Genomic DNA, 21,636 nt, shown 5'->3' with positions numbered 1-21,636 from the left:
GGACCAATGCCTGTAACCACCACCCGCACTCCAGGACTGGCGCTGCTGATCGGCGCTGCCATGCTGGCCTCTTTGCCCGCGCTCGCGCAGCAGACCAATCGTGCCGAGCCCCTCGCGATCCAGGATCAAGGCAGCTTCGCTGTTGGCGGGACGGTGGTGCGCACCCCCGGCACCTACGATAACGACAAGCCGACTGCCGCAGGGCAGTCGCTTCACGGCGATCACCTCTACGCCTTCTATCAGGTTCCCCGGAGCCCCAAGGCACTCCCCATCGTCATGCTGCACGGCGCCTTCCAGTCGGCGCGGAGTTGGGAGACCACCTCGGACGGGCGCGAGGGCTTCCAGACCCTGTTCCTGCGCCGCGGTTTCCCGGTCTATCTCGTCGACCAGCCGCGCCGCGGGCGCGCCGGCAACAGCACCGTCGCGACGACGATCGAGCCCACACCCTATGATCAGCTCTTCTTCGATCAGTTCCGGCTCGGGAAATGGCCGAACTTCTTCGATAGCGTCCAGTTCGACCGCAAGCCCGAGACGCTGGACCAGTTCTTCCGCTCGGTTACGCCAAACACCGGGCTTTACGATGCCGGCGTTATTTCCAACGCGATGGCGGCGCTGTTCGCCAAGACCGGTCCGGCGATCCTGTTCACGCATTCCCAAGGCGGCGGCCCCGGCTGGCTGACGGCGATCAAGAACGCGAACGTCAAGGCGATCGTTGCGTTCGAACCGGGAAGCGGCTTCATCTTCCCGGAAGGCGAACTGCCCCCGGCCATGCCGAGCGCAGCCGGCACCCTGTCGCCCGAGGCCGTGCCGTCGGCGGATTTCCAGAAGCTCACCCGCATTCCGATCGTCATCTATTACGGCGACAATTTTCCCGTCGAGCCGACGACGGAGCGTGGGCAGGACAACTGGCGGGTGCGGCTGGCCATGGCCAAGCTCTGGGTCGGCGCCATCAACAAGCACGGCGGTGACGCGCGCCTCGTGCATCTCCCCGAGATCGGCATCAAGGGCAACACGCACTTCCCGTTCTCGGACCTGAACAATGTCGAGATCGCCGATCTGGTCTCGAAGTTCCTCGCCGAGAAGAAGCTGGACTGACGCTGGCCACCTGGCGCCCGTCATTCCCGATTTTCGATTCGAAAGGCTATCACCATGAACCGCCGAACCATCCTCAAGGCCGCCGCCGTAACGGCAGCGGCAGGGTTCGTTGCTCGCAAGGCGAATGCCGCAGACTACAAGCAGAACGCGTTCGGCCTCGCCTATGAGGGCGCCATCACCAAAAACGAGCCAGGCAAGGTCAATATCCATCCGGTGAACTACAAGCTCAACGGACTGGACATCGCCGCCAACGTCTACACCCCGGCCGGCTACGCCGCAGACAAGAGCTATCCGGCGATCGTCGTCGCCCACCCTAACGGCGGCGTGAAGGAACAGGTCGCGGGGCTCTATGCCCAGCGGCTGGCCGGCGAGGGCTATATCGCGATGACGGCCGATGCCGCGTATCAGGGTGGCAGCGGTGGCCAGCCCCGCAACGTCGACAAGCCTCAGTTCCGGACCGAAGACGTCCATGGCATGGCCGACTTCATCACCCGCTTCGCTGGCGTCGATGCCGGGCGTGTCGGCCTTCTCGGAATCTGCGGCGGCGGTGGCTATTCCCTGGCCGCGGCGAAGGTCGACAAGCGGTTCAGGTCGATCGCGACGCTCAGCATGTTCAACTCCGGACGTGTCCGCCGCAACGGCTTCGCCGATTCTCAGCTGAAGACCGTCCAAGAGCGCCTCCAGCAGGTGTCGCAGGCTCGTGCCCAGGAAGCGGCCGGCGGCGCGATCCTCTACTCAGGCGACGCCAATCTGAGCGACGCCCAGATCGCGAAGCTGCCCTTCGAGATGTATCGGCAGGGTTACGAGTACTACTGGAAGACGCAGGCTCACCCGAACTCGACGTTCAGATATACGACCAGCAGCCTGCTGGATCTGATGCGCTGGGATGCGACCGAGCAGATGGAGCTAATCGACCAGCCGCTCCTGATGATCGCCGGTAGCAAGGCCGACAGCCTCTACATGACCAGTGACGCCTTCCCCAAGGCCACCGGCACCAGGGACAAGGAGCTCTTCGAGATCGAGGGCGCCACCCACATCGAGACCTATTGGGTACCCCAATACGTCGATGTCGCCATGGCCAAGCTGGCTCCGTTCTTCGCCCGCACCCTCGTCGCCGGTCGCACCTGACCTGTCGGCCACGATCCAGAATCCGAGGAGTCTCTCATGCGATCAATCCGTGACGCAGCTATCGCTGTCCTGCTGCTAGGAGCCCCCATGCCGGCGTTCGCCCAAGCCCAGACGCCCGCCGCGGCTCAGCCGGCAACGGCGAAGCCGCCGTCCCGCGCCCAGCAGTTGATGGGCGACATCGCCCCCAAGATGGCGGAGCTGACCGACAACGTCCTGTTCGGCGACATCTGGGAGCGTCCCGGCCTCGCCAAGCGCGACCGCAGCCTGATCACGGTCGCGGCCCTAATCGCCCTGAACCGCCCCGAGCAGCTGCGCTCGCACATGGCGCTCGCGCGCACCAATGGCGTCAAGGAGGAGGAGATCGTCGAGGCAATCACGCAACTCGCCTTCTATGCCGGCTGGCCCAACGCCATCGCCGCGATCAACGTCGCCCGCGACGTCTTCAAGCCCAAATGAGAACCGTGATGTCAGCCAGGATCCTCGCCGTCGTCGCCGGCCTGATGCCGGCGGCGGAAGCGCTCGCCCAGACGTCGCGGCCCGTCACCGTCCAGCGTGCCGGCTCGCAGCCGCCGAGCGTGGGCGCCGCGCAGAACTTCACTGGCGCGGTCCGTGTCGATGGTCGTTTCCAGGGCAGCGCGCCCGCGCGGATCAGCGGCGGCACGGTCACCTTCGAGCCTGGCGCGCGGACGGCCTGGCACACTCATCCGCTTGGCCAGACCCTGATTGTCACCGCTGGCGTCGGTCTCGTGCAGCACTGGGGCGGGCCGATCCAGGAGATCAAGCCGGGCGACACCGTCTGGATTCCGCCGGGCGTAAAGCACTGGCATGGCGCGTCCGCAACCAGCGGCATGACCCATATCGCGATCTCCGAGGCGCTCGACGGCAAGACCGTGGACTGGCTGGAGCATGTCTCCGACGAACAATACAAGCGCTAGGAACGCCGCGTTTATGAGAACCCCCAAGCTCCAGATCGTGGTCGCTGGACTGTCGATGACCGCCGTTCTCGCAGTCGGCTGGCAGGTCCAAGCCGAGCCCACCCGCACCACCTTCCCCGAGCTCGACAAGCTGGTGCACTACACCACCGTCAAGCGCGGCAACGTCACCGAGCACATCATGACCACGCCGGCGGCGATCGATGCGGTGAAGAACCGCCAGCCGATCCCGGCAGGTACGCATTTCGTGCTGGTCGACTACCGCGAGGGCAAGGTCTTCCGCTACTTCGTAATGGAAAAGGGCCAGGGCTGGGGCGCCGATTACGACGAGCGCCGCCGCACGGGCGACTGGCAGTTCCAGTGGTTCTGGCCCGACAAGTCGATCAACACAGCCGAGAACACCGCCCGCTGCCAGTCCTGCCACCAGAGCCAGTCGGGTGCCGAGCATCTCTTCACCGGCTCGCGCATTCCCCGCTTCAACGGCACGCCGATCGAATAGGCGCAGGAGGTCGCGACGTGAACCGCCTGTTCCTCTCCCGGCTCTGGCTCGATGGTCTGACGGCCGGGCTGCTGCTGCTCGGCTTCGCCTATTGGTGGCTGGGCAACCTCGTCCACGAGGTTGCCGGGACCGCGATGTTCCTCCTGCTCATCGCCCACAATGTCTTCAATCGGCGCTGGTGGGGCGGCATTCCGAAGACACGGCGCGAGCCGCGCAGCCTGTTCAATGTCGGGGTGACCTTCGCCCTGCTCGGCGCCATGCTCGCGCTGCTGATCACGAGTGTGCTGATCTCGAATGCGCTGTCGCCGGTCCTGCCGCCCTGGGGCGGATTCACCGTGCGCCAGATCCACACGCTCGCGGCGTATTGGGTCCTGATCATCGTCGCGATCCATCTCGGACTGCGCTGGCCGATGCTGATGGGCGTCGCGCGCAACCTGTTCGGGATCGGGACACCGTCCGCGCTGCGGACGCTCGCACTTCGCGTCATCGCGCTGGGGATCGCGCTGCACGGCGTCTGGAGCTGCACGGTCCTTGGCCTCGGCGGCAAGCTTTCCATGCAGATGACGCTGGACTGGTGGAACTTCGAGGAATCGGTGGCCGGCTTCTTCGCCCACAGCGCTGCGATCGCCGGGCTGGTGATGGTCGTGACCTATTACGGCCTGAAGCTGGTCCAGCGAACCCAGGCATCGACAAGCCGGACGACACCGGCTGACGGGCGTCCGCAATCGGCGGCGCAGGGATTACGACGCGATGGATGACAGGCGAAAGCATGGCGTCCGGCCAGGCCCGTTCGCATCCCGGCGGGCCTGCCTCGCCCTGACGCTTCTCGCGATCGGGGCCCAGGGCGCCGGGGCACAGCACCGTCCGGGCGCGGACGATCCCCATGGTCGCCTGACGGCCCACAGCACGATCGGAGACCTGCTCTCTCACCCGGCGTTTTCAGGCTTCGCGCGCCGCATCCTGCCCTGGGACGACCGGGACTAGGATCTTCAGGCCAGGCTCGACACAATCGGGACCCTGCTGCCCTATCACAGCCATGTCGACATCCCCTCGACAGTCGCTGCGCTGAACCGCCTGATCGAGGATGCCGAACAGGGCCGGCAGGTCTTCTTCGAGGTCTATTCCGAGGCAGAGAGGCGCGCAGAGCCAGCCAAGACCCATGCCGGGCTCTTCCTCCTGCGCGGCAAGCCGAACGCGCCCTTTGCCATCATCGCGCCCGGCGGCGGCTTCGCCTATGTCGGCTCCGTGCATGAAGGCTTCCCCTATGCCGCCGCGATCAGCGACGCAGGGCTGAACGCCTTTGTGATTAAGTATCGCGCCGGCAAGGGCGGCACCGTGGCGACGCAGGATCTCGCCGCCGCCATCGGCTTCATCTTCCGCAATGCAGCGACACTCGGCGTGGATACGCACGGCTATTCGCTTTGGGGCAGCTCGGCCGGCGCCCGCATGGCGGCGGCGATCGGTAGCCATGGCGTCGCGGCCTATGCCGGTCCCGAGCTTCCCAAGCCATCGACGGTCGTCATGGCCTACACGGCCCACTCCGACCATGCGACCGCCGAGCCGCCGACCTTCGCGCTCGTCGGAAGTCAGGATGGCATCGCACCGCCCGCCGCGATGCGGCAGCGCGTCGCCGCCCTGCGCCGCCTCGGGACCGAGGTCGATTATCGCGAGTATCCCGGCGTCGGCCATGGTTTCGGCCTCGGCATCGGGACGAGCGCCGAAGGCTGGATCAGCGACGCGATCCGCTTCTGGACGCGCCATCAGTCCCGGTAGCGCAGCGCGTCGATCAGCACCGACAACGCGGACGAGGAGTGCCGGCGGCTGGGATAGTACAGGTGATAGCCCGGGAACGGCGCGCACCAGTCCTCGAGCACCCGCACCAGCCGCCCGTCTCGGACATGCGGCATGGCATGATCCTCCGGCATATAGGCGAGGCCGAGCCCGTCCAGCGCCGAGTTCAGCCGCATGGCGAGGTTGTTGAAGACAAGCTGCCCGTCCGAGCGGACCTTGATCTCGTGGCCGTCCTTCTCCAGCCCCCAGGGGAAGAGTCCGCCATGGGTCGGCATCCGGGTGGCGATGCAGTTATGAGCCGTCAGATCCTGCGGTGTCGCGGGCACGACATGCCGCTCGAAGTAGGCAGGTGAGCCGACCACGGCCATGCGCATCTCGGGGCCGATGCGCACCGCGATCATGTCCTTGGCGACCTGCTCGCCCATGCGCACGCCGGCGTCGTAGCCCGCGGCCACGATGTCGACGAGGCCATAGTCGACGATGATCTCGACCTTGATATCGGGATGGTCCGGCAGGAACCGCTTGAGCGCCGGCTGCAGCACCGAGATCGCCGGGTGCTCGCCGGCGGTGATCCGGATCGTACCCGCCGCCTTCCCGCGCAATTCGCCCAGCGCTGCGATCTCGGCCTCGATCTCCTCGAAGCGCGGCCCGACTGTCTCAAGCAACCTCAAGCCGGCCTCGGTCGGGGCGACGCTGCGCGTCGTGCGGGTGAGCAGGCGCAGTTTGAGGCGCTCTTCCAGCCCCTTGATCGTCTGGCTCAGCGCCGATTGCGACACGCCGAGCTTGGCACCGGCTTTGGTGAAGCTTCGTTCCCGCGCCACCATCGCGAAGGCGGCGAGATCGTTGAAATTCGGATGCGCCATTGATTAGACCGCCTTATGGGCCCTTGCCGACTGCAGCGCCTAATCAACACAACGCGCCAGCGTTAGATACCCCTCATCGAATGACCCGGCGGATCGCGAGGCGGCCTATGACGACATCCCATGAACTGACCAGCCCTTCGCGCAGGGTGATCTTGGCGGCTCCGCTCGTCCTTCCCGCGGTCGTGGGCGGCACATCCTCCGGCTCGGCGCTCGCAGGGCCAAGGCCTGCGAGCGATACGCTCGTCGCCTTCTATTCGCGGACGGGCAACACACGTGTCATCGCCGGTCAGATACGGCGCGCCCGTGGCGCTGACCTCTTCGAGATCCGCACGGTCGAGCCCTATCCCGAGGATTACGAAAAGACGGTCGAGCAGGCGCGGCGCGAGACGGAAGCCAGCTTCGAGCCTGCTCTTGTGACCGACGCCCTCGACATCGCCCGCTACTGCACCGTCTTCCTCGGCTTCCCGATCTGGGGACAGACCGCGCCACCGGCGATCCGCTCCTTCCTCAAGGCCCATGCGTGGGCCGGCAAGACGATCCGGCCCTTCGTCACCCATGGCGGCTACGGCCTTGGCACGAGCATGGCCGTGCTGGCATCCCATTCCAGAAGCGCCCGGCGCGCGCCGCCCTTCGCGATCGAGGCCGACCAGGAACGCCGGACGCTGTCCCGCGTCACCGACTGGCTCGGCGCCGCATGACCCTCGCGGTCCCGCCACACCCGCATCAAACACCACATTCTGGAGATCACCATGATGACCATACGCAAACTCGGGGCGTCCGGCCTTGAAGTCTCGGCGCTCGGGCTCGGCTGCATGGGCATGACCGGGCTCTACGGTCCGCCTGCAGACAGGCAGGCGATGATCACCCTGATCCGCTCCGCCCATCAGCGTGGCATCACTCTATTCGATACGGCCGAAGCCTACGGCCCCTTCGCCAATGAGGAACTGGTCGGCGAGGCACTTGCGCCCATTCGCGACGAGGTCGTGATCGCCACCAAGTTCGGCTTCGACATCGACCAGGCAACGGGCGAGCGCCGCGGCGGCACCAACAGCCGGCCCGAACACATCAAGCGTGTCGCCGATGCCTGCCTCAGGCGCCTGGGCACCGATCGCATCGACATCTTCTACCAGCACCGCGTCGATCCACTGGTCCCGATCGAGGACGTCGCGGGCGCGGTGAAGGAGTTGATCGCCGCCGGCAAGGTCAAGCATTTCGGGCTGTCGGAGGCCGCCGTCGCCACGATCCGCCGCGCCCATGCCGTCCAGCCCGTGAGCGTCGTTCAGAGCGAGTATTCGCTCTTCTGGCGCGGTCCGGAAATCGAAATCCTGCCCACCCTGGAAGAGCTTCAGATCGGCTTCGTGCCCTTCAGCCCCCTCGGCGCCGGTTTCCTCACCGGCAAGATCGACGAGCAGACGACCTTCGAAACCGGAGACTTCCGGAATGTGCTGCCGCGCTTCTCCGTCGAGGCGCGCAAGGCGAACATGGCGCTTGTGGGGGTTATCAACACCGTGGCTGACCGCAAGGGCACAACGCCGGCGCAGGTCGCGCTGGCTTGGCTGCTGGCGCAGAAGCCATGGATCGTGCCGATCCCCGGCACCACCAGACTGCACCGTCTCGAAGAAAACCTCGGCGCCGTCGATCTCCAGCTTTCCCAGTCCGACTTGGCCGACATCGACGGCGAGGCATCCAAGGTCGAAATCCAGGGTGAAAGACTGCCGGAGGCTGCGCTCAAAATGACCGGGCTTTGATCTTGTCTGGACGAGCGCGCAGCCAGCGCCACTAGCTGACCTTTAGGCCATGCCCAAAACCTGACATTCCCCGATGCGCGGATAGGACACGCGGTGCGCTCCCGCCACGCTAATTTGGATTAGCCGGATTTGGACATCAGACCGCGTCGGAAGCCAGTGAGGCTGATTGCACAGGGTCTGTTGGCAAGGTTCGAAGCGGGCGGATGTCGCGGTGAGCCGTGGATGTAATGGTGGCTCAGATCGAGCTCTAGAGATTCGGCAGCGGCCTTCGCTACGAGGGTCAGAGGCCTGGCGGCCACCTTGGGTGACGCTGGGCATTCTCATTCAGCAGTCTCTTGGCGGGTCACCGTCGGCATGAATAGCCGCGCTTTGTGATTTGGCCTGAGCCCGAGCGCTTTTGCCAAGCTCTTGCAGCGAAGGCGACCTACCCTTCAGCCGTGATCATAGCGGCGATGGCATAACGCCGGCCCTTTCGTTTTCGGGGCTCAACCTCTTCGCGCGGCTTCTATTTGCGCAACATCGATTTTACCCATCGTCATCATCGCGGCGAATGCGCGCTTCGCCTCGTCACCCCCGGCCGCAATGGCCTCAGTCAAAATGCGCGGTGTGATTTGCCATGAGATGCCCCAGCGGTCCTTGCACCAACCACATTCGCTTTCCTGGCCACCATTCCCGACGATCGCATTCCAGTAACGATCGGTCTCCTCCTGATCTTCCGTCGCGATCTGGAAGGAGAAGGCTTCGGTGTGCTTGAATGTAGTTCCCCCGTTGAGGCCCAATCACGAAACCCCGGCGACGGTGAATTCAACCGTGAGGACATCGCCTTCCTTCCCGGAGGGGTAGTCGCCGGGCGCCTTGTGTACGGCCGTTATCGTGCTGTCTGGGAACGTTGCGGCATAGAAGCGGGCCGCAGCTTCGGCGTCCTTGTCGTACCAAACGCAGATCGTGTTCTTCGCCATCGTCGATCCCTTCATCGTAAACAAGGCGCATGATGATAGCCGGTTAAAACGTTGAGCTGAAAACGGGCGGACCCCCAGATGCGCCGTTGAGGAGTTTCTACCAACCGACGAGCCCGAGTCGAAGATAGACATGCTAAAAATCCGCTCCCGAGCGATGGCCTCAGGAACTTACGGATCGAGACCGAGCATTCGCCGCCCCAGCCTGGCATCGCCGCTGCCGGCAAAATCGTCGAAGGGCTTCTCGGTAACGCGGATGATGTGCTCGGCGATGAAGGGTGCGCCCTCGCGGGCGCCGTCCTCGGGGTGCTTCAGCGCGCATTCCCACTCCAGCACCGGCCAGCCCGCGAAGCCGTACTGCGCGAGCTTGGAGAAGATCGCCCTGAAATCGACCTGGCCGTCGCCGAGCGAGCGGAAGCGCCCGGCCCGCTCGACCCAGTGCGCAAAGCCGGAATAGACGCCCTGGCGGCCATTGGGCCGGAACTCGGCATCCTTCACATGGAAGGCGCTGATGCGCTCGTGATAGATGTCGATGAAGGCGAGATAGTCGAGCTGCTGCAGCAGGAAATGCGAGGGGTCGTAGTTGATCCGGCAGCGCGGATGCCCGTCGAGGCGCTCCAGGAACAGCTCGAAGGTGGCGCCGTCGAAGACGTCCTCGCCCGGATGGATCTCGAAGCCGACATCGACGCCGTTCTCCTCATAGACGTCGAGGATCGGCCGCCAGCGCTTTGCCAATTCGCCGAAGCTCTCCTGGACGAGGCCGGCGGGCCGCTGCGGCCAGGGATAGACGAAGGGCCAGGCGAGCGCGCCGGTGAAGCTCACCGAACCGGCGAGCCCGAGCCGTCGCGAGGCCTTGGCCGCGAGCTTGAGCTGCTCCACCGCCCAGGCCTGACGTTCGACCGGGCGACCATACAGGGCGGCCGGCGCGAAGGCATCGAAGGCGGCGTCATAGGCCGGATTCACCGCGACGAGCTGGCCTTGCAGATGCGTCGAGAGCTCGGTGATCGCCACGCCGTTCTCGGCCGCGATGCCCGCGATCTGGTCGCAATAGGCCTGCGACTCAGCCGCGCGGGCGAGATCGATGAAGCGGGCGTCCCAGGATGGCAGTTGCACGCCGCGATAGCCGAGGCCGGCCGCCCAGGCGGTGATGGATGCCCAACTGTTGAATGGCGCTGAGTCGCCCGCAAACTGCGCCAGGAAAATCGCAGGGCCCTTCATCGTCGCCGGCATTGCTCGTCCCTTTTCGTTTGGCTCAAGATGGCGCGGGACGATGCGCCCGGTCCAGAGCGGACAGGCACCGCCGCATAGCCGCCTTCATCCAGACATCTGCCTGACTTAGGCCGAAGTTCGGTCTTGAGGGGCCGGGCGGTTCGCTCCTAGCTTTCGGGCAACGGCCGCCACAAGGCCGATCGAGGAAGCGCAGGAGGCCGCCATCGCCTTGCCCTGGCACGCTTTGAGTCCCGACGAGCTCGCGCTGCTGGAAGCGGCGTTCTGGGCCGGCGGGATCGCGCGCCACGCCCTCTCCGATACGCTGCAGTTCTCGCGCAGCAAGACCAACTCGCTCGCGGCCGGTCTGCTCGACCAGGGCCTGCTCGACGAGGCCGGCGTCCAGCATTCGACCGGCGGGCGACGCCCCGAGACCTTGCGCGTGCATGGCCGCATCGGCGTCCTCGTCGGCGTCGATATCGGCGCGACCAGCCTCGACGTGGCGCTGCTGCGGCCCGATCTCAGCGTTATCGCGCGGCATTCGCAGGAGGCCGACGTCGAGGCCGGCCCGGGGCCGATCATGGCGCGACTGCGCAGCCTTCTGCCTGCCATGCTGGCGGAGAACGGGATCGCGCGCGACCGGGTGCTGGCGGTGGGCATCGGCGTGCCCGGCCCGGTCAATTTCGCCGCCGGGCAGCTGGTCAATCCGCCGCTGATGCCGGGCTGGGACAGCTATGCCATCCGCGACGATCTGCGCGAAATCACCGAGGCGCCGGTCTTCGTCGACAACGACGTGAACCTGATGGCGCTCGGCGTGCTCTGGAGCCAGCGCCGGCAGATCGAGAATTTCCTCGTCATCAAGGTCGGCACCGGCATCGGATGCGGGATCGTCTGCCATGGCGAACTCTATCGCGGCGCCAGCGGCTCGGCCGGCGATGTCGGCCATATCTGCGTCGATCCTGAGGGGGCCCTCTGCCGCTGCGGCAATCGCGGCTGCGTCGAGGCGATGGCGGCTGCGCCCGCGATCGTCGCGATGGGACGCGAGGCGGCGGAGAGCGGGCGCAGCGTGGCTCTGGCGCAGCATATCGCCGAGACCGGGCGGCTCGAGGCCAGCGACATCGGCGCCGCCTGCCGTGCCGGCGACGCCGAGGCCGACGCGATCGTGCGCCGCTCCGGCCGGCTGATCGGGCAGGTTCTGGCGGCGCTGGTGAACTTCTACAACCCGTCGCATATCTTCATCGGCGGCGGCGTCTCGCAGATAGGGCCGATGTTCCTCGCCGCGATCCGCCAGAGCGTAAACCAGCGCTCGCTGGCGCTCTCTACCCGCCATCTCGAGATCACCTCGGCCCCGATGGGGCCGGAAACCGGGCTGATCGGCGCGGGCGTGCTGGCGATGCGCGAGGCCATGCGTGGCCAGACGCTGCCCAGACGAACGTTGCGCAGCCAGATATCGATCAGCGGAGGCCTGCGATGAGAGCTGATGGTCGCGGCCTGTCCGTCGCTTTCGACGGTATCGTCAAGCGCTTCGGCGCGGTCGAGGTGCTGCATGGGGTCTCGTTTTCTCTGGAGCCCGGCCGCGTCTATGGGCTGCTTGGCGAAAACGGCGCCGGCAAATCAACGCTGATGAAGATCCTCGGCGGCTATGAGCAGCCGAGCGAGGGCCGCCTGCTGGTCGAGGGAGAACAGGTCACCTTCTCCGGCTCGCGCGACGCCGAAGCGCACGGCATCGTCCTGATCCATCAGGAATTCAACCTCGCCGATGATCTGACGATCGCCGGTAACATCTTCCTCGGCCATGAGCGTCGCAAGGGCTGGTTCCTCGACGAGGCCGCCATGCGGCAGGACGCTGATGCCGCGCTCGCCCAGGTCGGCCTGGCGCGGGCGGCAGATACGCTGGTGCGGCGGCTGATCGTTGCTGAGAAGCAGCTCGTCGAGATCGCCAAGGCGATGTCGCGCAAGGCCCGCCTGCTGATCATGGACGAGCCGACGGCGACGCTGACGCCATCCGAGGTCGCGAGGCTCTTCGCCCTGATAGAGCGGATGCGCGCCGATGGCGTCACCATCGTCTACATCTCGCACAAGCTCGACGAGGTCGAGCGCATCACCGACGAGGTGATCGTGATGCGGGACGGGAACCTCGTCGGCCGGGCGCTGACCGCATCTTTGTCCCGCCACGACATGGCGACGATGATGGTCGGCCGCGAAATCGCCGACCTGTTCCCAGAGAAGGAGCCGTTCGACGAGACCGCCGCACCGGTGCTCAAGGTCGAGGGCTTCACCGTGACCGGCTGGGCGCAGGGCGTCTCCTTCGTGGTGCGCCCGGGCGAGATCCTCGGCTTCGCCGGTCTGGTCGGTGCGGGCCGGACCGAGCTGTTCGAGGGGATTCTCGGCTTGAGGCCGGGCACGGGCGACATCGAGGTGGCCGGCCGGCCGGTGACGCTGCGGACGCTCCAGCACGCGACACGGCACGGGCTGAGCTATCTGAGCGAGGATCGCAAGGGCAAGGGGCTGCATGTCGACTTCCCGCTCGTGCCCAACCTGACCCTGATGGCGCTGGAGCGCTATGCCCGGCCCTGGCTCGACTACGGTGCCGAACGCCGGGCCATGGAACACGCCGTCGAGGCCTTCGGCATCCGCGCTGGCTCGCTATCGATGCGTGCGGCTTCGCTGTCGGGTGGCAACCAGCAGAAGCTCGCCCTCGCCAAGGTGCTGCATCCCGAGCCGAAGGTAGTCGTGCTCGACGAGCCGACGCGCGGCGTCGATGTTGGGGCCAAGCGCGAGATCTATTTCCTGATCCAGAAACTCGCCCGGCAGGGGCTAGCGGTCGTCGTGATCTCGTCGGAGCTGATCGAGCTGATCGGGCTGGCGCATCGCGTCGCGATCATGCGCGGCGGCCGGCTGGTCGCCACTGTCGCGGGCGGCGACATGACGGAGGTCGAGATGATCGCTCATGCCACGGGGACGCGCGATGTCGCAGCCTGAAACCGCAGGCGGCGCCGCCGCCGATCTGCGCCGCCCGACCGGTACGCCCTGGGCGGAACGGCTCGCCGGCATCGGCCCCGTGCTCGGGCTCGTAGTGCTCTGCCTCGTCGGGGCGGCGCTGAACGGCGATTTCGCCACGCTCGACAACGCGCTGAACGTGCTGACCCGCACCGCCTTCATCGGCATCATCGCGGTGGGCATGTGCTTCGTCATCGTCCTGGGCGGGATCGACCTTTCGGTCGGGTCGATGGCGGCGCTGATCGCCGGCTGCGTGATCATGTTCATTAATTGGGCGGCGGGCTCGGGCGTCTCGCCTCTGCTCGCGGTGGTGTCGGGCGCCGCTCTGGCGGTGCTGCTGGGGGCGGTCTTCGGGCTCGCCCATGGCGCGCTGATCGCGAAGGGCAGGATCGAGCCCTTCATCGTGACCCTGGGCACGCTCGGCATCTACCGGGCTTACCTCACCTATTTCGCCGATGGCGGCGCGCTGACGCTGCAGAACAGCCTCGCCGACCTCTATGCGCCAGTTTATTACGGCAGCGTGCTGGGCGTGCCGATCCCGGTCGTCGCCTTTCTCGTCGTCGCATTGATCGGCGCCGCGATCCTGAACAAGACCGCCTATGGCCGGCATGTCCAGGCGATCGGCTCCAATGAGACCGTCGCGCGCTATGCGGCAGTCAACGTCGAGGGCGTCAAGATCCTGACCTATATGCTGCTGGGCATCTGCGTCGGCATCGCCACGCTGTTCTACGTGCCACGGCTGGCCTCGGCCTCGCCGACCACGGGCCTGCTCTGGGAGCTCGAGGCAATCGCGGCTGTCATCGTCGGCGGAGCCGCGCTCAAGGGCGGCCAGGGCAGCATCATCGGCACGGTTGTTGGCGCGATCCTGCTCTCGGTGATCAGCAACATCCTCAATCTGACGAGCCTGATCAGCGTCTACCTCAACGCCGCCGTGCAGGGCTTCGTGATCATCATCGTCGCGTTTTTGCAGAAAGGCCGCCGCTAGGGCAGCCAGTCAAGGGAGAGAACGATGTCCATGCATACCAGACGTTCCATCATCCTCGCCGCTACCGCCGCGGGCGTTGCCTTCGCAGTGACGGGCGCGGCGGCCGAGCCGGTCAATCTCGGTGTCTCCATCCCGGCTGCGACGCACAGCTTCATGGGCGGCATCAACTACTGGGCCAACCAGGCCAAGAAGGATCTCGAGGCCCAGCACAAGGATCTCAAGATTACGATCCGCACCGCCGCCAATGCGACCGAGCAGGCCAACCAGCTTCAGGATCTGAGCACGGTCAACAAGATCAACGCGCTCGTCGTCTTCCCCTTCGAGTCGGCGGCGCTGACGCGGCCGGTGGCGAATGTGAAGGCCAAGGGCGCCTATGTGACCGTGGTCGATCGCGGGCTGACCGACACTTCGGCACAGGATGCCTATGTCGCCGGCGACAACACCGCCTTCGGCAAGATTCCTGGTGAGTACATTGTCAAGACGTTGGGCGGGAAGGGCAATGTCGTGGCGCTGCGCGGCATCCCGACCACGCTCGACACCGAGCGCATGGATGCCTTCAACGCCGTGCTGAAGGCCCATCCGGACGTCAAGCTGCTCGACGCGAAATTCGCCAACTGGAACCGCGATGACGCCTACAAGGTGACGCAGGACTTCCTGACCCGGTTCAAGGAGATCGACGCGATCTGGGCGGCCGATGACGACATGGCCTTCGGCGCCATCCGCGCGATCGAGCAGGCCGGCCGCAAGGACATCAAGGTGATCTTCGGCGGCGCCGGCGCCAAGGACATGGTCAAGCTGATCATCGACGGCAAGGATCCGCGCATCCAGGCCAATGTCAGCTATTCGCCCAAGTTTATCTACGACGCGGTGAAGCTGACGGCGGAGGCGCGCCTCAAGGGCGAGAAGCTGCCGGCGACAACGATCATCCCCTCGGTGCTAATCGACAAGGCCAACGCCAAAGACTTCTACTTCCCCGACTCGCCGTTCTGAGGCGAACGAACGAGCGTGGCCGCCCCTCGCCGGGGCGGCCGCCTGCATTGCTTCACGGAGAGGCCGGATGACTGACCAAACCCCGCGCCGGCTGCGCTACGCCATGATCGGCGGCGGGCAGGGCGCCTTCATCGGCGCCGTGCATCGCCATGCCATAGCGCTCGACGGGCTGGCGGAGCTCGCCGCGGGCGCGTTCTCCTCGACGCCGGAGCGGGCACTGGCCTCCGGGCGCAGCCTTGGGGTGTCGGCCGCGCACAACCACGCAAGCTGGCAAGGCCTGCTCGACGCCGAACTGAAGCGCCCGGCGGATGAGCGTGTCGATGCTGTGGTCATCGTCACCCCGACCGACGGCCATTTCCCGATCGCGCAGGCCTTCGCGGATGCCGGCTTCCACGTGGTCTGCGACAAGCCTCTGGTGCATACGAGCGAACAGGCGGGTACACTCGTCGCGACGGTCGCCAAGCGCGGCACCGTCTTCGGCGTGACCTACAACTACACCGGCTATCCGATGATCCGACAGGCGCGCGAGATGGTGCGATCCGGTGCGCTCGGCTCGATCCGCAAGGTCGTGGTCGAGTATAATCAGGGCTGGCTCGCCACCGCGCTGGAGGCGACCGGCAACAAGCAAGCGGGCTGGCGGACCGATCCCGCGCGCAGCGGCATCGCAGGCGCGCTCGGCGATATCGGCTCGCATGCGGAGAACCTGGTTTCGACAGTGACCGGCCTTGCGATCGAGGAACTCATCGCCGATCTCGGTGCGCTGGTTCCGGGCCGGGCGCTAGACGACGATGCCAGCATTCTGCTGCGTTATGCCGGTGGCGCGCGGGGTGTGCTCGTGGCGTCGCAGATCAATGCGGGGCTTGAAAACGACCTGCGCCTGCGCGTCTCCGGCGAGCAAGGCACGCTAGAATGGCGGCAGGAGGAGCCGAACCGGCTCGTCCACCATCGCGTCGACGGGCCGACGCAGATCCTGACGCGGGGCTCGCCCTGGCTGTTCGAAGCGGCTCGCCGGGCCGGCAGGATTCCGCCGGGCCACCCTGAAGGCTTCATCGAGGCCTTCGCCAATGTCTATCGTGGCGTGTTCGCCGAGATCGGCGCGCGTCGCGCTGGCACCTGCGCCGATCCGCTGGATGCGGACTACCCCACGGTGGCTGACGGCGCACGTGGCGTGTGTTTCATCGAACGCGCCGTGGCGTCATCGACCGCGCGATGCTGGCAGCGCTTTGCCTTCGACGAGTCGTTGGCCAAGCTGCCGATTGTGTCGCCAAACTTTGGCTGATTGATCTCGTGAACGGCTTCCGGTTATCCGGCCGCTTTGTCACAAGAGATGCGCCAGCTTGCCGACATTGGGGCTCTGCCATGAAGCGGACGTTCGAGCGCAGCGCGAGGCCCGCAGGCCCAAGTCGTGCTAGAGTTCCACGGTTTTTGGTCACTAGGGCGCAGCGGGAGCCGCCGCGCCGCTTGGATCAGATATCCGTCTGTTCAGACAAGATCAGAGCGTCATCGACCTCGATTCCGAGGTAGCGGACTGTGCTCTCCAACTTGGCATGGCCGAGCAGGAGCTGGCAGGCGCGCAGATTTCCGGTGCGCTTGTAGATCAGCGCGACCTTGGTCCGCCTCAGACTGTGCGTGCCGTAGAGAGCGGGATCGAGGCCGATCAGCGAAACCCAATCATCAAGCAGGCGTCCATACTGGCGCGTTGTAACGTGCTCGCCTTTATGGCTGCGGCTTGGAAACAGCCAGTCGGCATCGATGGACGGTCGACGCCGGAGCCAAGCGGTCAGCGCCTCGCGCGTCGGATCTGTCAGTTCGAAGGGCACTGGTCGGCCCGTCTTCTGCTGAATGATCGAAGTCCGTAGTCTCACCGTGCCGCCAAGGACGACGTCGCTGATCCGAAGGCGAACGAGATCGCAGCCGCGAAGCTTACTGTCGATCGCTAGGTTGAACATGGCGAGATCGCGTACGCGATGATCGTGCTGAAGCCGCGTTCGGATTGCCCAGATGTGACGCGGCTTCAGCGGAGGCTTGGGACCAATCAGGCGTCCCGTGTTCCAAGCGGGACGTTGAGTGACGTTCTGCTGCTTTATCGGCATCGTGCATCCTCCTCAGGAGGCCGCATCCAGCCGCATCATACCATCGCTTGTTGCTCCTGCATGGTCGGCGGGTCGTTCGAGCGACGTGCCATGCACCGCTGCGGGCGACGGTTCGAGGCCTGACAGTGCCGCATGACTCCGGTTGGCCGGGGTCGGAGAGATCCTAAACCAGGCGGAGTACAGCGCCGGCAGGAACAGCAGGATCAGCACGGTGCCGACGGCGGTCCCGCCGATCAGGGTGTAGGCCATCGAGCCCCAGAACACCGAGTGGGTCAGCGGAATGAAGGCGAGGACTGCCGCCAGCGCGGTGAGGATGACGGGCCGCGTCCGCTGCACCGTCGCCTCGATGACCGCGTGGTAGTCGTCCAGCCCTGCTTCCCTGTTCTCCTTGATCTGGTCGGTGAGGATCAGCGTGTTGCGCATGAGGATGCCGGCCAGACCGATGAGGCCGAGGATCGCGTTGAACCCGAAGGGTTGGCCGAAGGCGAGCAGCGTCGGAACGACGCCGATCAGGCCGAGCGGAGCCGTGAACAGCACCATCGCCATCATCGAGAACGAGCGCACCTGGAGCATGACCACGATCAGGGTGATGGCGATCATGAGCGGGAAGATCTGCGCCAGCGCGTCGTTGGCCTTGGCCGCCTCTTCGATCGACCCGCCCATGTCGATGCTGTAGCCCGCTGGAAGCGAGGCGATCAGCGGCTGGAGCGCGGTAAGGACCTGCTTGGAGACTTCGGGCGGCTGGGTCGTCTCGTTGATCTCCGAGCGCACCGTGATCGTGGGCACGCGATCGCGGCGCTTCAGGAGAGGCTCCTCGAAGCGGATTTCCGAGTGTCCGACCTGATCGAGTGGAACCTGGCGCCCGTCGCGGCTGATCAGGGAGAAATCCGCGAGCCGCGTCGGGTCGAGGCGCTCGGGGCCGGCGCTGCGCGCGACGACGGGAACGTTGCGGATGTCCTCGCGGACCTGAGTGACGGTCACACCGCTGAGCAGGAACTGAAGCTGCTGGCCGACTTGTGCCGGCGAGAGCCCGATGAGGTTGAGCCTGTCCTGATCCGGCACGAAGCGCAGGACGGGCGTGCGGTTGCCCCAGTCGCGATTGGCTTCCCGGACGTCGGGCACGCCGCGCATGATCTCCAGAACCCGCCCCGAGATCGCATAGAGCTGCGCCGGATCGGGACCCTTCACACGAAACTCGACCGGGAACACCGACGGGGGACCGAAGACGAACTGCGTCGCGCGGACATAGGCCTCGGGCGCCAGCCCCTGCGCGATGGCTTGGCGAAGGCGCAGCTTCAGCGCCTCGCGCGTCCCGGCATCCGGCGTCAGCACGACGATCTTCGCAAAGGCCGGGTCGGGCAGTTCCGGCGAAAGCGCCAGGAAAAACCGCGGCGCGCCTTGGCCGACATAGCTCGTCACGATCTGGGCTTCGGGTTGCCCGTCGAGCCAGCGCTCGATCTTCGCGACCGCGGCCGTCGTCGTCTCGATGCTGCTGCCTTCCGGAAGACGGACCTCGACGAGCACCTCGGGTCGGTCCGAGGTCGGAAAGAACTGCTGCTTCAGGCCGCCCATTCCGATGCCGGAAAGGGCGAAGGCAACGCCGACGATCACACAGGTCAGAACCTTGTGATCGACCGCAAAGGTGATGAGCTTGCGCAGGCGACGGTAGTTCGGAGTGTCATAGATCGCCGCGTGTCCACCGGGGACGGGCTTGATCTCCGGCAACATCTTGACGCCGAGATAGGGCGTGAAGACGACCGCGGCGATCCATGAGACGATCAGGGCGAAGCCGACGACCCAGAAAATGTTGCCGGCATATTCGCCGGCCGTCGAGGAGGCGAATCCGACCGGCAGGAACCCGGCGATCGTCACCAGCGTGCCCGAGAGCATCGGGGCTGCGGTGTGGCTCCAGGCATAGGCCGCCGCCTTGATGCGATCCATGCCTTCTTCCATCTTCACGACCATCACCTCGATGGCGATGATCGCGTCGTCGACGAGGAGCCCGAGCGCGAGGATGAGCGCGCCGAGCGTGATCCGGTCGAAGAAGCGGCCGGTTTCCAGCATGATGAAGAACACCACGGCCAGCGTCAGCGGGATCGCCGCCGCCACGACGATGCCGACGCGCCAGCCGAGGCTGAGCAGGCTGACGAGAAGCACCACGCCGAGCGCCATCGCGAACTTCATCATAAACTCGTCGACGGCCGAGGCGATGTTGACCGCTTGGTCGGTCACCTTTTCCAGCGAGATGCCGAGCGGCAGCGCCTGGCCGATGGCGGCCGTCCTGGCCTCCAGCGCCCGGCCCAGCGAGAGGCCATTCCAGCCGTCCTGCATGACGGCGGCGAGCATCAGGCTCGGCTCCCCCTTGTGGCGGATCACAAAGCCGGGCGGGTCCTCGTAGCCGCGCCGGACATCGGCGATGTCGGACAGCTTCAGCGTGCGCCCGCCGGCGACGATGGGCGTCTCGGCGATGGCTCGGACGCCGTCATAGGCACCATCGACGCGGATGAAGACGCGCGGCCCCCTCGTCTCGACGGCGCCCGCCGGCGTCACCGTGTTCTGACGCTGGAGTGCCGTGACGATGTCCTGGGCTGCGACGCCCAGCGTCGCCAGCCGCTCATGGGAGAACTCGACGAAGATCTGCTCGGGACGCTCGCCGAGAATGTTGACCTTCTTGACGCCGGGGACGTGGAGGAGATCCTGCCGGATGAGTTCCGCCTGCCGGGCCAGATCCCGCATCGGCAGGCCTTTCGCCTTGAGGGCGTAGAGGGCGAAACTGACATCGGCGTATTCGTCGTTGACGAAGGGCCCGAGCACGCCCGGCGGCAGGTTCCGCGCCTCGTCGGAGAGCTTCTTGCGGGCCTGATAGAACTCCTCCTGCACGCGCCCGGGCGGAGTGGAATCCTTCAGGTTGACGGTGAGGTACGCGAAGCCCGGTCGCGTCGTCGTCTCGACACGGTCGTACCAAGCCATTTCCTGGAGCCGCTTCTCCAAAGGTTCTGCGACCAGATCCTGCATCTCGCGCGCCGTCGCACCCGGCCAGACGGAGGTGATGGTCAGGATCTTGATCGTGAAGTTCGGGTCTTCCGCGCGGCCGAGCTTGACGAAAGCATAAGCGCCGACTGCCACCAGCAGCATGATCGTGAACAGGGTCACCGCCCGCTCGCGGACGGCGATGGCTGAAAGATTGAGGCTCATCGCGCGACCGCCTCGACCGTGGTGGAAGGCCTGACCGGCTGGCCTTCGCGCAGCAGATGCGCACCGAGCGAGACGATTCGAAGTCCGGCCTCGAGACCGGAGACGATGGCCGTCTCGCTGGTCACGCGGACCAGACGCACCGGCTGGAAGGTGACGAGCGACCCCGTTTCGTCCAGGCGCCAGACGCCGGTCCTGCTGCCGTCGTCGAGGACTGCCCCGAGAGGCACCTCCATATCGGCCGCCGGCCCGGTCGCCGCGATGCCGATCGTCACGGTCCCGCCGAGCGGCGCCGCGGCGGCATCGCCGTCGAGGACATAGCGGGCCTCATAGGTCCGGGTTTGCGGATCGGCGGAATCCGACAATTGCCGCAGCCTGGCCGGGACGCTCCGTCCGGAGGATCCGTAGAGCGTCGCCTGCGCGGCTGAACCGATCGCGGGCCTGATCGTCTCGGGCAACGCTACGACCGCCTCCCGCGGCCCGGCCTGGGCGAGCCGGGTTACGACCTGCCCGGCGGCGACAACTTGGCCCGGCTCGCCGGACGTGTCCACGACGACGCCATCCGCATCGGCGACGAGCACGGCGTAGCCGAGTTCGTTTTCCGCAACCTTCGCCTCTGCCTCGGTCGCTGCGGCTTGAGCGGTCGCTGTATCCAATGCCGCCTTGGCCTGTTCGTATCGCTGAGGACTGGCTGCGAAGCCGTTCTTGACCAAAACCGCATAGCGCATCTCGTCTGCGGTAGCCTGGGTCAGGACGGCGCGGGCGGCCACAGCGGCATTCCGCTTTGCGGTCAGCGCCCATCGCAGATCGGTCTCGTCAATACGCAGGAGGGGCTGCCCGGCTTTCACGGCCTGCCCAATGTTGACCAGCCGCTCGACGATCTTGCCGGGAACGCGGAATCCGAGATTGCTCTGCACCCGCGCCGCGATGACGCCGGTGAAGCGTCTCTCCGCACGGACGACAGGGCTTGCGAGCGAGACGAGCACCGTCGGCGCATCCTGGCGCAGATCGACCTTCACGGAGGCCGATGATCGCGCCCCGGACAGCATGATGGCGCCGCCGGCACCCGCGGCCGCGAGGGTCAGGGCGGCTGCGGCCAAAGCGATCTTGGTCTTTCGAGACATGGATGACACCGAAATGGATTGCGTTCGACATCTA

20 protein-coding genes and 1 pseudogene are annotated in these 21,636 nt (G+C 66.1%); 14 read left to right on the top strand and 7 right to left on the bottom strand.

Going from position 1 to position 21,636, the window contains the following annotated elements; all coding sequences use genetic code 11:
- Positions 1-60 precede the first annotated feature (60 nt).
- The 6 genes from C8D03_RS04920 (at position 61) to C8D03_RS04895 (ending at position 4,412) form a co-directional block, all read left to right on the top strand.
- A complete protein-coding gene (locus tag C8D03_RS04920) occupies positions 61-1,095 on the top strand; it encodes an alpha/beta hydrolase (RefSeq protein WP_108045261.1) in 1,035 nt (344 codons plus the stop codon).
- A 54-nt stretch (positions 1,096-1,149) separates the two neighbouring features.
- Entirely contained in the window at positions 1,150-2,223 is a 1,074-nt protein-coding gene (locus tag C8D03_RS04915) for an alpha/beta hydrolase (protein ID WP_108045260.1), read from the top strand.
- 87 nt (positions 2,224-2,310) lie between these two features.
- Complete coding sequence (locus C8D03_RS04910; RefSeq protein ID WP_248308349.1) at positions 2,311-2,679, top strand: carboxymuconolactone decarboxylase family protein; 369 nt, start codon at positions 2,311-2,313, stop codon at positions 2,677-2,679.
- 44 nt (positions 2,680-2,723) lie between these two features.
- Positions 2,724-3,158: a (R)-mandelonitrile lyase gene (locus C8D03_RS04905; protein WP_465246464.1), complete on the top strand. Its 435-nt coding sequence runs from the start codon at positions 2,724-2,726 to the stop codon at positions 3,156-3,158.
- A gap of 13 nt (positions 3,159-3,171) precedes the next feature.
- The gene (locus tag C8D03_RS04900) at positions 3,172-3,654 is read left to right on the top strand and encodes a cytochrome P460 family protein (protein ID WP_108045258.1); all 483 of its coding nucleotides are present in this window, start codon (positions 3,172-3,174) and stop codon (positions 3,652-3,654) included.
- 17 nt (positions 3,655-3,671) lie between these two features.
- Positions 3,672-4,412, top strand: a complete 741-nt coding sequence (locus C8D03_RS04895; protein ID WP_108045257.1) for a DUF4405 domain-containing protein — start codon at positions 3,672-3,674, stop codon at positions 4,410-4,412.
- A gap of 181 nt (positions 4,413-4,593) precedes the next feature.
- Here C8D03_RS04895 and C8D03_RS26740 read toward each other — a convergent pair whose 3' ends face one another.
- Entirely contained in the window at positions 4,594-4,905 is a 312-nt protein-coding gene (locus C8D03_RS26740; RefSeq protein WP_248308348.1) for a hypothetical protein, read from the bottom strand.
- Between C8D03_RS26740 and C8D03_RS26735 the strand changes: the two genes are divergently transcribed.
- On the top strand, positions 4,900-5,427 hold the full coding sequence (locus C8D03_RS26735; RefSeq protein WP_248308347.1) for an alpha/beta hydrolase: 528 nt from the start codon (positions 4,900-4,902) through the stop codon (positions 5,425-5,427). The genes C8D03_RS26740 and C8D03_RS26735 overlap by 6 nt on opposite strands.
- Here C8D03_RS26735 and C8D03_RS04885 read toward each other — a convergent pair.
- Positions 5,415-6,308 carry a LysR family transcriptional regulator gene (locus C8D03_RS04885; protein ID WP_108045256.1) on the bottom strand — a complete coding sequence of 298 codons (894 nt, stop codon included), beginning with the start codon at positions 6,306-6,308 and terminating at the stop codon, positions 5,415-5,417. The genes C8D03_RS26735 and C8D03_RS04885 overlap by 13 nt on opposite strands.
- Positions 6,309-6,415: 107 nt before the next feature.
- On the opposite strand from C8D03_RS04885, the gene C8D03_RS04880 reads away from it, so the two are divergent.
- Together C8D03_RS04880 and C8D03_RS04875 are read left to right on the top strand one after the other, a co-directional pair.
- Positions 6,416-7,006, top strand: coding sequence for a flavodoxin (locus tag C8D03_RS04880; protein ID WP_181300677.1), 591 nt, complete (start codon positions 6,416-6,418; stop codon positions 7,004-7,006).
- A 54-nt stretch (positions 7,007-7,060) separates the two neighbouring features.
- Positions 7,061-8,056 (top strand): aldo/keto reductase, encoded by a 996-nt coding sequence (locus C8D03_RS04875; RefSeq protein ID WP_108051211.1) that lies wholly within the window; start codon positions 7,061-7,063, stop codon positions 8,054-8,056.
- Positions 8,057-8,541: 485 nt separating this feature from the next.
- Here the strand turns inward: C8D03_RS04875 and C8D03_RS04870 are convergent.
- Both C8D03_RS04870 and C8D03_RS04865 read right to left on the bottom strand, forming a co-directional pair.
- Positions 8,542-9,015 (bottom strand): annotated as a pseudogene (locus tag C8D03_RS04870) (VOC family protein).
- Between the two features lie 168 nt (positions 9,016-9,183).
- Positions 9,184-10,242: a sugar phosphate isomerase/epimerase family protein gene (locus tag C8D03_RS04865; RefSeq protein ID WP_108045255.1), complete on the bottom strand. Its 1,059-nt coding sequence runs from the start codon at positions 10,240-10,242 to the stop codon at positions 9,184-9,186.
- Positions 10,243-10,450: 208 nt separating this feature from the next.
- Here C8D03_RS04865 and C8D03_RS04860 point away from each other — a divergent pair, with 208 nt between their 5' ends.
- From C8D03_RS04860 to C8D03_RS04840, 5 genes are all read left to right on the top strand, one after another.
- Positions 10,451-11,692 (top strand): ROK family protein, encoded by a 1,242-nt coding sequence (locus tag C8D03_RS04860; RefSeq protein WP_108045254.1) that lies wholly within the window; start codon positions 10,451-10,453, stop codon positions 11,690-11,692.
- Entirely contained in the window at positions 11,689-13,200 is a 1,512-nt protein-coding gene (locus C8D03_RS04855; protein WP_108045253.1) for a sugar ABC transporter ATP-binding protein, read from the top strand. The genes C8D03_RS04860 and C8D03_RS04855 overlap by 4 nt, the downstream gene beginning before the upstream one ends.
- Positions 13,187-14,203, top strand: coding sequence for an ABC transporter permease (locus C8D03_RS04850; protein ID WP_108045252.1), 1,017 nt, complete (start codon positions 13,187-13,189; stop codon positions 14,201-14,203). Before C8D03_RS04855 ends, C8D03_RS04850 begins: the two co-directional genes overlap by 14 nt.
- Positions 14,204-14,227: 24 nt before the next feature.
- Positions 14,228-15,193 (top strand): substrate-binding domain-containing protein, encoded by a 966-nt coding sequence (locus C8D03_RS04845; protein WP_181300676.1) that lies wholly within the window; start codon positions 14,228-14,230, stop codon positions 15,191-15,193.
- 67 nt (positions 15,194-15,260) lie between these two features.
- The gene (locus C8D03_RS04840) at positions 15,261-16,472 is read left to right on the top strand and encodes a Gfo/Idh/MocA family protein (RefSeq protein WP_108045250.1); all 1,212 of its coding nucleotides are present in this window, start codon (positions 15,261-15,263) and stop codon (positions 16,470-16,472) included.
- Between the two features lie 187 nt (positions 16,473-16,659).
- Here C8D03_RS04840 and C8D03_RS04835 read toward each other — a convergent pair whose 3' ends face one another.
- Genes C8D03_RS04835 through C8D03_RS04825 form a run of 3 tightly spaced genes read right to left on the bottom strand, consistent with a single transcriptional unit; the run spans position 16,660 to position 21,602 of the window.
- Positions 16,660-17,286, bottom strand: coding sequence for a tyrosine-type recombinase/integrase (locus tag C8D03_RS04835; protein WP_108045249.1), 627 nt, complete (start codon positions 17,284-17,286; stop codon positions 16,660-16,662).
- A gap of 12 nt (positions 17,287-17,298) precedes the next feature.
- Positions 17,299-20,481, bottom strand: a complete 3,183-nt coding sequence (locus C8D03_RS04830; protein WP_108045248.1) for an efflux RND transporter permease subunit — start codon at positions 20,479-20,481, stop codon at positions 17,299-17,301.
- Positions 20,478-21,602, bottom strand: coding sequence for an efflux RND transporter periplasmic adaptor subunit (locus C8D03_RS04825; RefSeq protein WP_248308346.1), 1,125 nt, complete (start codon positions 21,600-21,602; stop codon positions 20,478-20,480). Before C8D03_RS04825 ends, C8D03_RS04830 begins: the two co-directional genes overlap by 4 nt.
- Positions 21,603-21,636: the final 34 nt, after the last annotated feature.

Source organism: Bosea sp. 124 (assembly GCF_003046175.1).
GTDB lineage: Bacteria > Pseudomonadota > Alphaproteobacteria > Rhizobiales > Beijerinckiaceae > Allobosea.
The sequence above is the reverse complement of the archived record's forward strand: the minus strand, read 5'-3'. Positions and strand labels throughout refer to the sequence as shown.

Excerpts from the sequence above, each read along its gene's own strand:
- C8D03_RS04920 (WP_108045261.1), top strand. The coding sequence starts at position 61 with ATGCTGGCCTCTTTGCCCGCGCTCGCGCAGCAGACCAATCGTGCCGAG.
- C8D03_RS04915 (WP_108045260.1), top strand. The coding sequence starts at position 1,150 with ATGAACCGCCGAACCATCCTCAAGGCCGCCGCCGTAACGGCAGCGGCA.
- C8D03_RS04910 (WP_248308349.1), top strand. The coding sequence starts at position 2,311 with ATGCCGGCGTTCGCCCAAGCCCAGACGCCCGCCGCGGCTCAGCCGGCA.
- C8D03_RS04905 (WP_465246464.1), top strand. The coding sequence starts at position 2,724 with ATGCCGGCGGCGGAAGCGCTCGCCCAGACGTCGCGGCCCGTCACCGTC.
- C8D03_RS04900 (WP_108045258.1), top strand. The coding sequence starts at position 3,172 with ATGAGAACCCCCAAGCTCCAGATCGTGGTCGCTGGACTGTCGATGACC.
- C8D03_RS26740 (WP_248308348.1), bottom strand. The coding sequence starts at position 4,905 with ATGCACGGAGCCGACATAGGCGAAGCCGCCGCCGGGCGCGATGATGGC.
- C8D03_RS04885 (WP_108045256.1), bottom strand. The coding sequence starts at position 6,308 with ATGGCGCATCCGAATTTCAACGATCTCGCCGCCTTCGCGATGGTGGCG.
- C8D03_RS04880 (WP_181300677.1), top strand. The coding sequence starts at position 6,416 with ATGACGACATCCCATGAACTGACCAGCCCTTCGCGCAGGGTGATCTTG.
- C8D03_RS04875 (WP_108051211.1), top strand. The coding sequence starts at position 7,061 with ATGACCATACGCAAACTCGGGGCGTCCGGCCTTGAAGTCTCGGCGCTC.
- C8D03_RS04865 (WP_108045255.1), bottom strand. The coding sequence starts at position 10,242 with ATGCCGGCGACGATGAAGGGCCCTGCGATTTTCCTGGCGCAGTTTGCG.
- C8D03_RS04855 (WP_108045253.1), top strand. The coding sequence starts at position 11,689 with ATGAGAGCTGATGGTCGCGGCCTGTCCGTCGCTTTCGACGGTATCGTC.
- C8D03_RS04850 (WP_108045252.1), top strand. The coding sequence starts at position 13,187 with ATGTCGCAGCCTGAAACCGCAGGCGGCGCCGCCGCCGATCTGCGCCGC.
- C8D03_RS04845 (WP_181300676.1), top strand. The coding sequence starts at position 14,228 with ATGTCCATGCATACCAGACGTTCCATCATCCTCGCCGCTACCGCCGCG.
- C8D03_RS04840 (WP_108045250.1), top strand. The coding sequence starts at position 15,261 with ATGACTGACCAAACCCCGCGCCGGCTGCGCTACGCCATGATCGGCGGC.
- C8D03_RS04835 (WP_108045249.1), bottom strand. The coding sequence starts at position 17,286 with ATGCCGATAAAGCAGCAGAACGTCACTCAACGTCCCGCTTGGAACACG.
- C8D03_RS04830 (WP_108045248.1), bottom strand. The coding sequence starts at position 20,481 with ATGAGCCTCAATCTTTCAGCCATCGCCGTCCGCGAGCGGGCGGTGACC.
- C8D03_RS04825 (WP_248308346.1), bottom strand. The coding sequence starts at position 21,602 with ATGTCTCGAAAGACCAAGATCGCTTTGGCCGCAGCCGCCCTGACCCTC.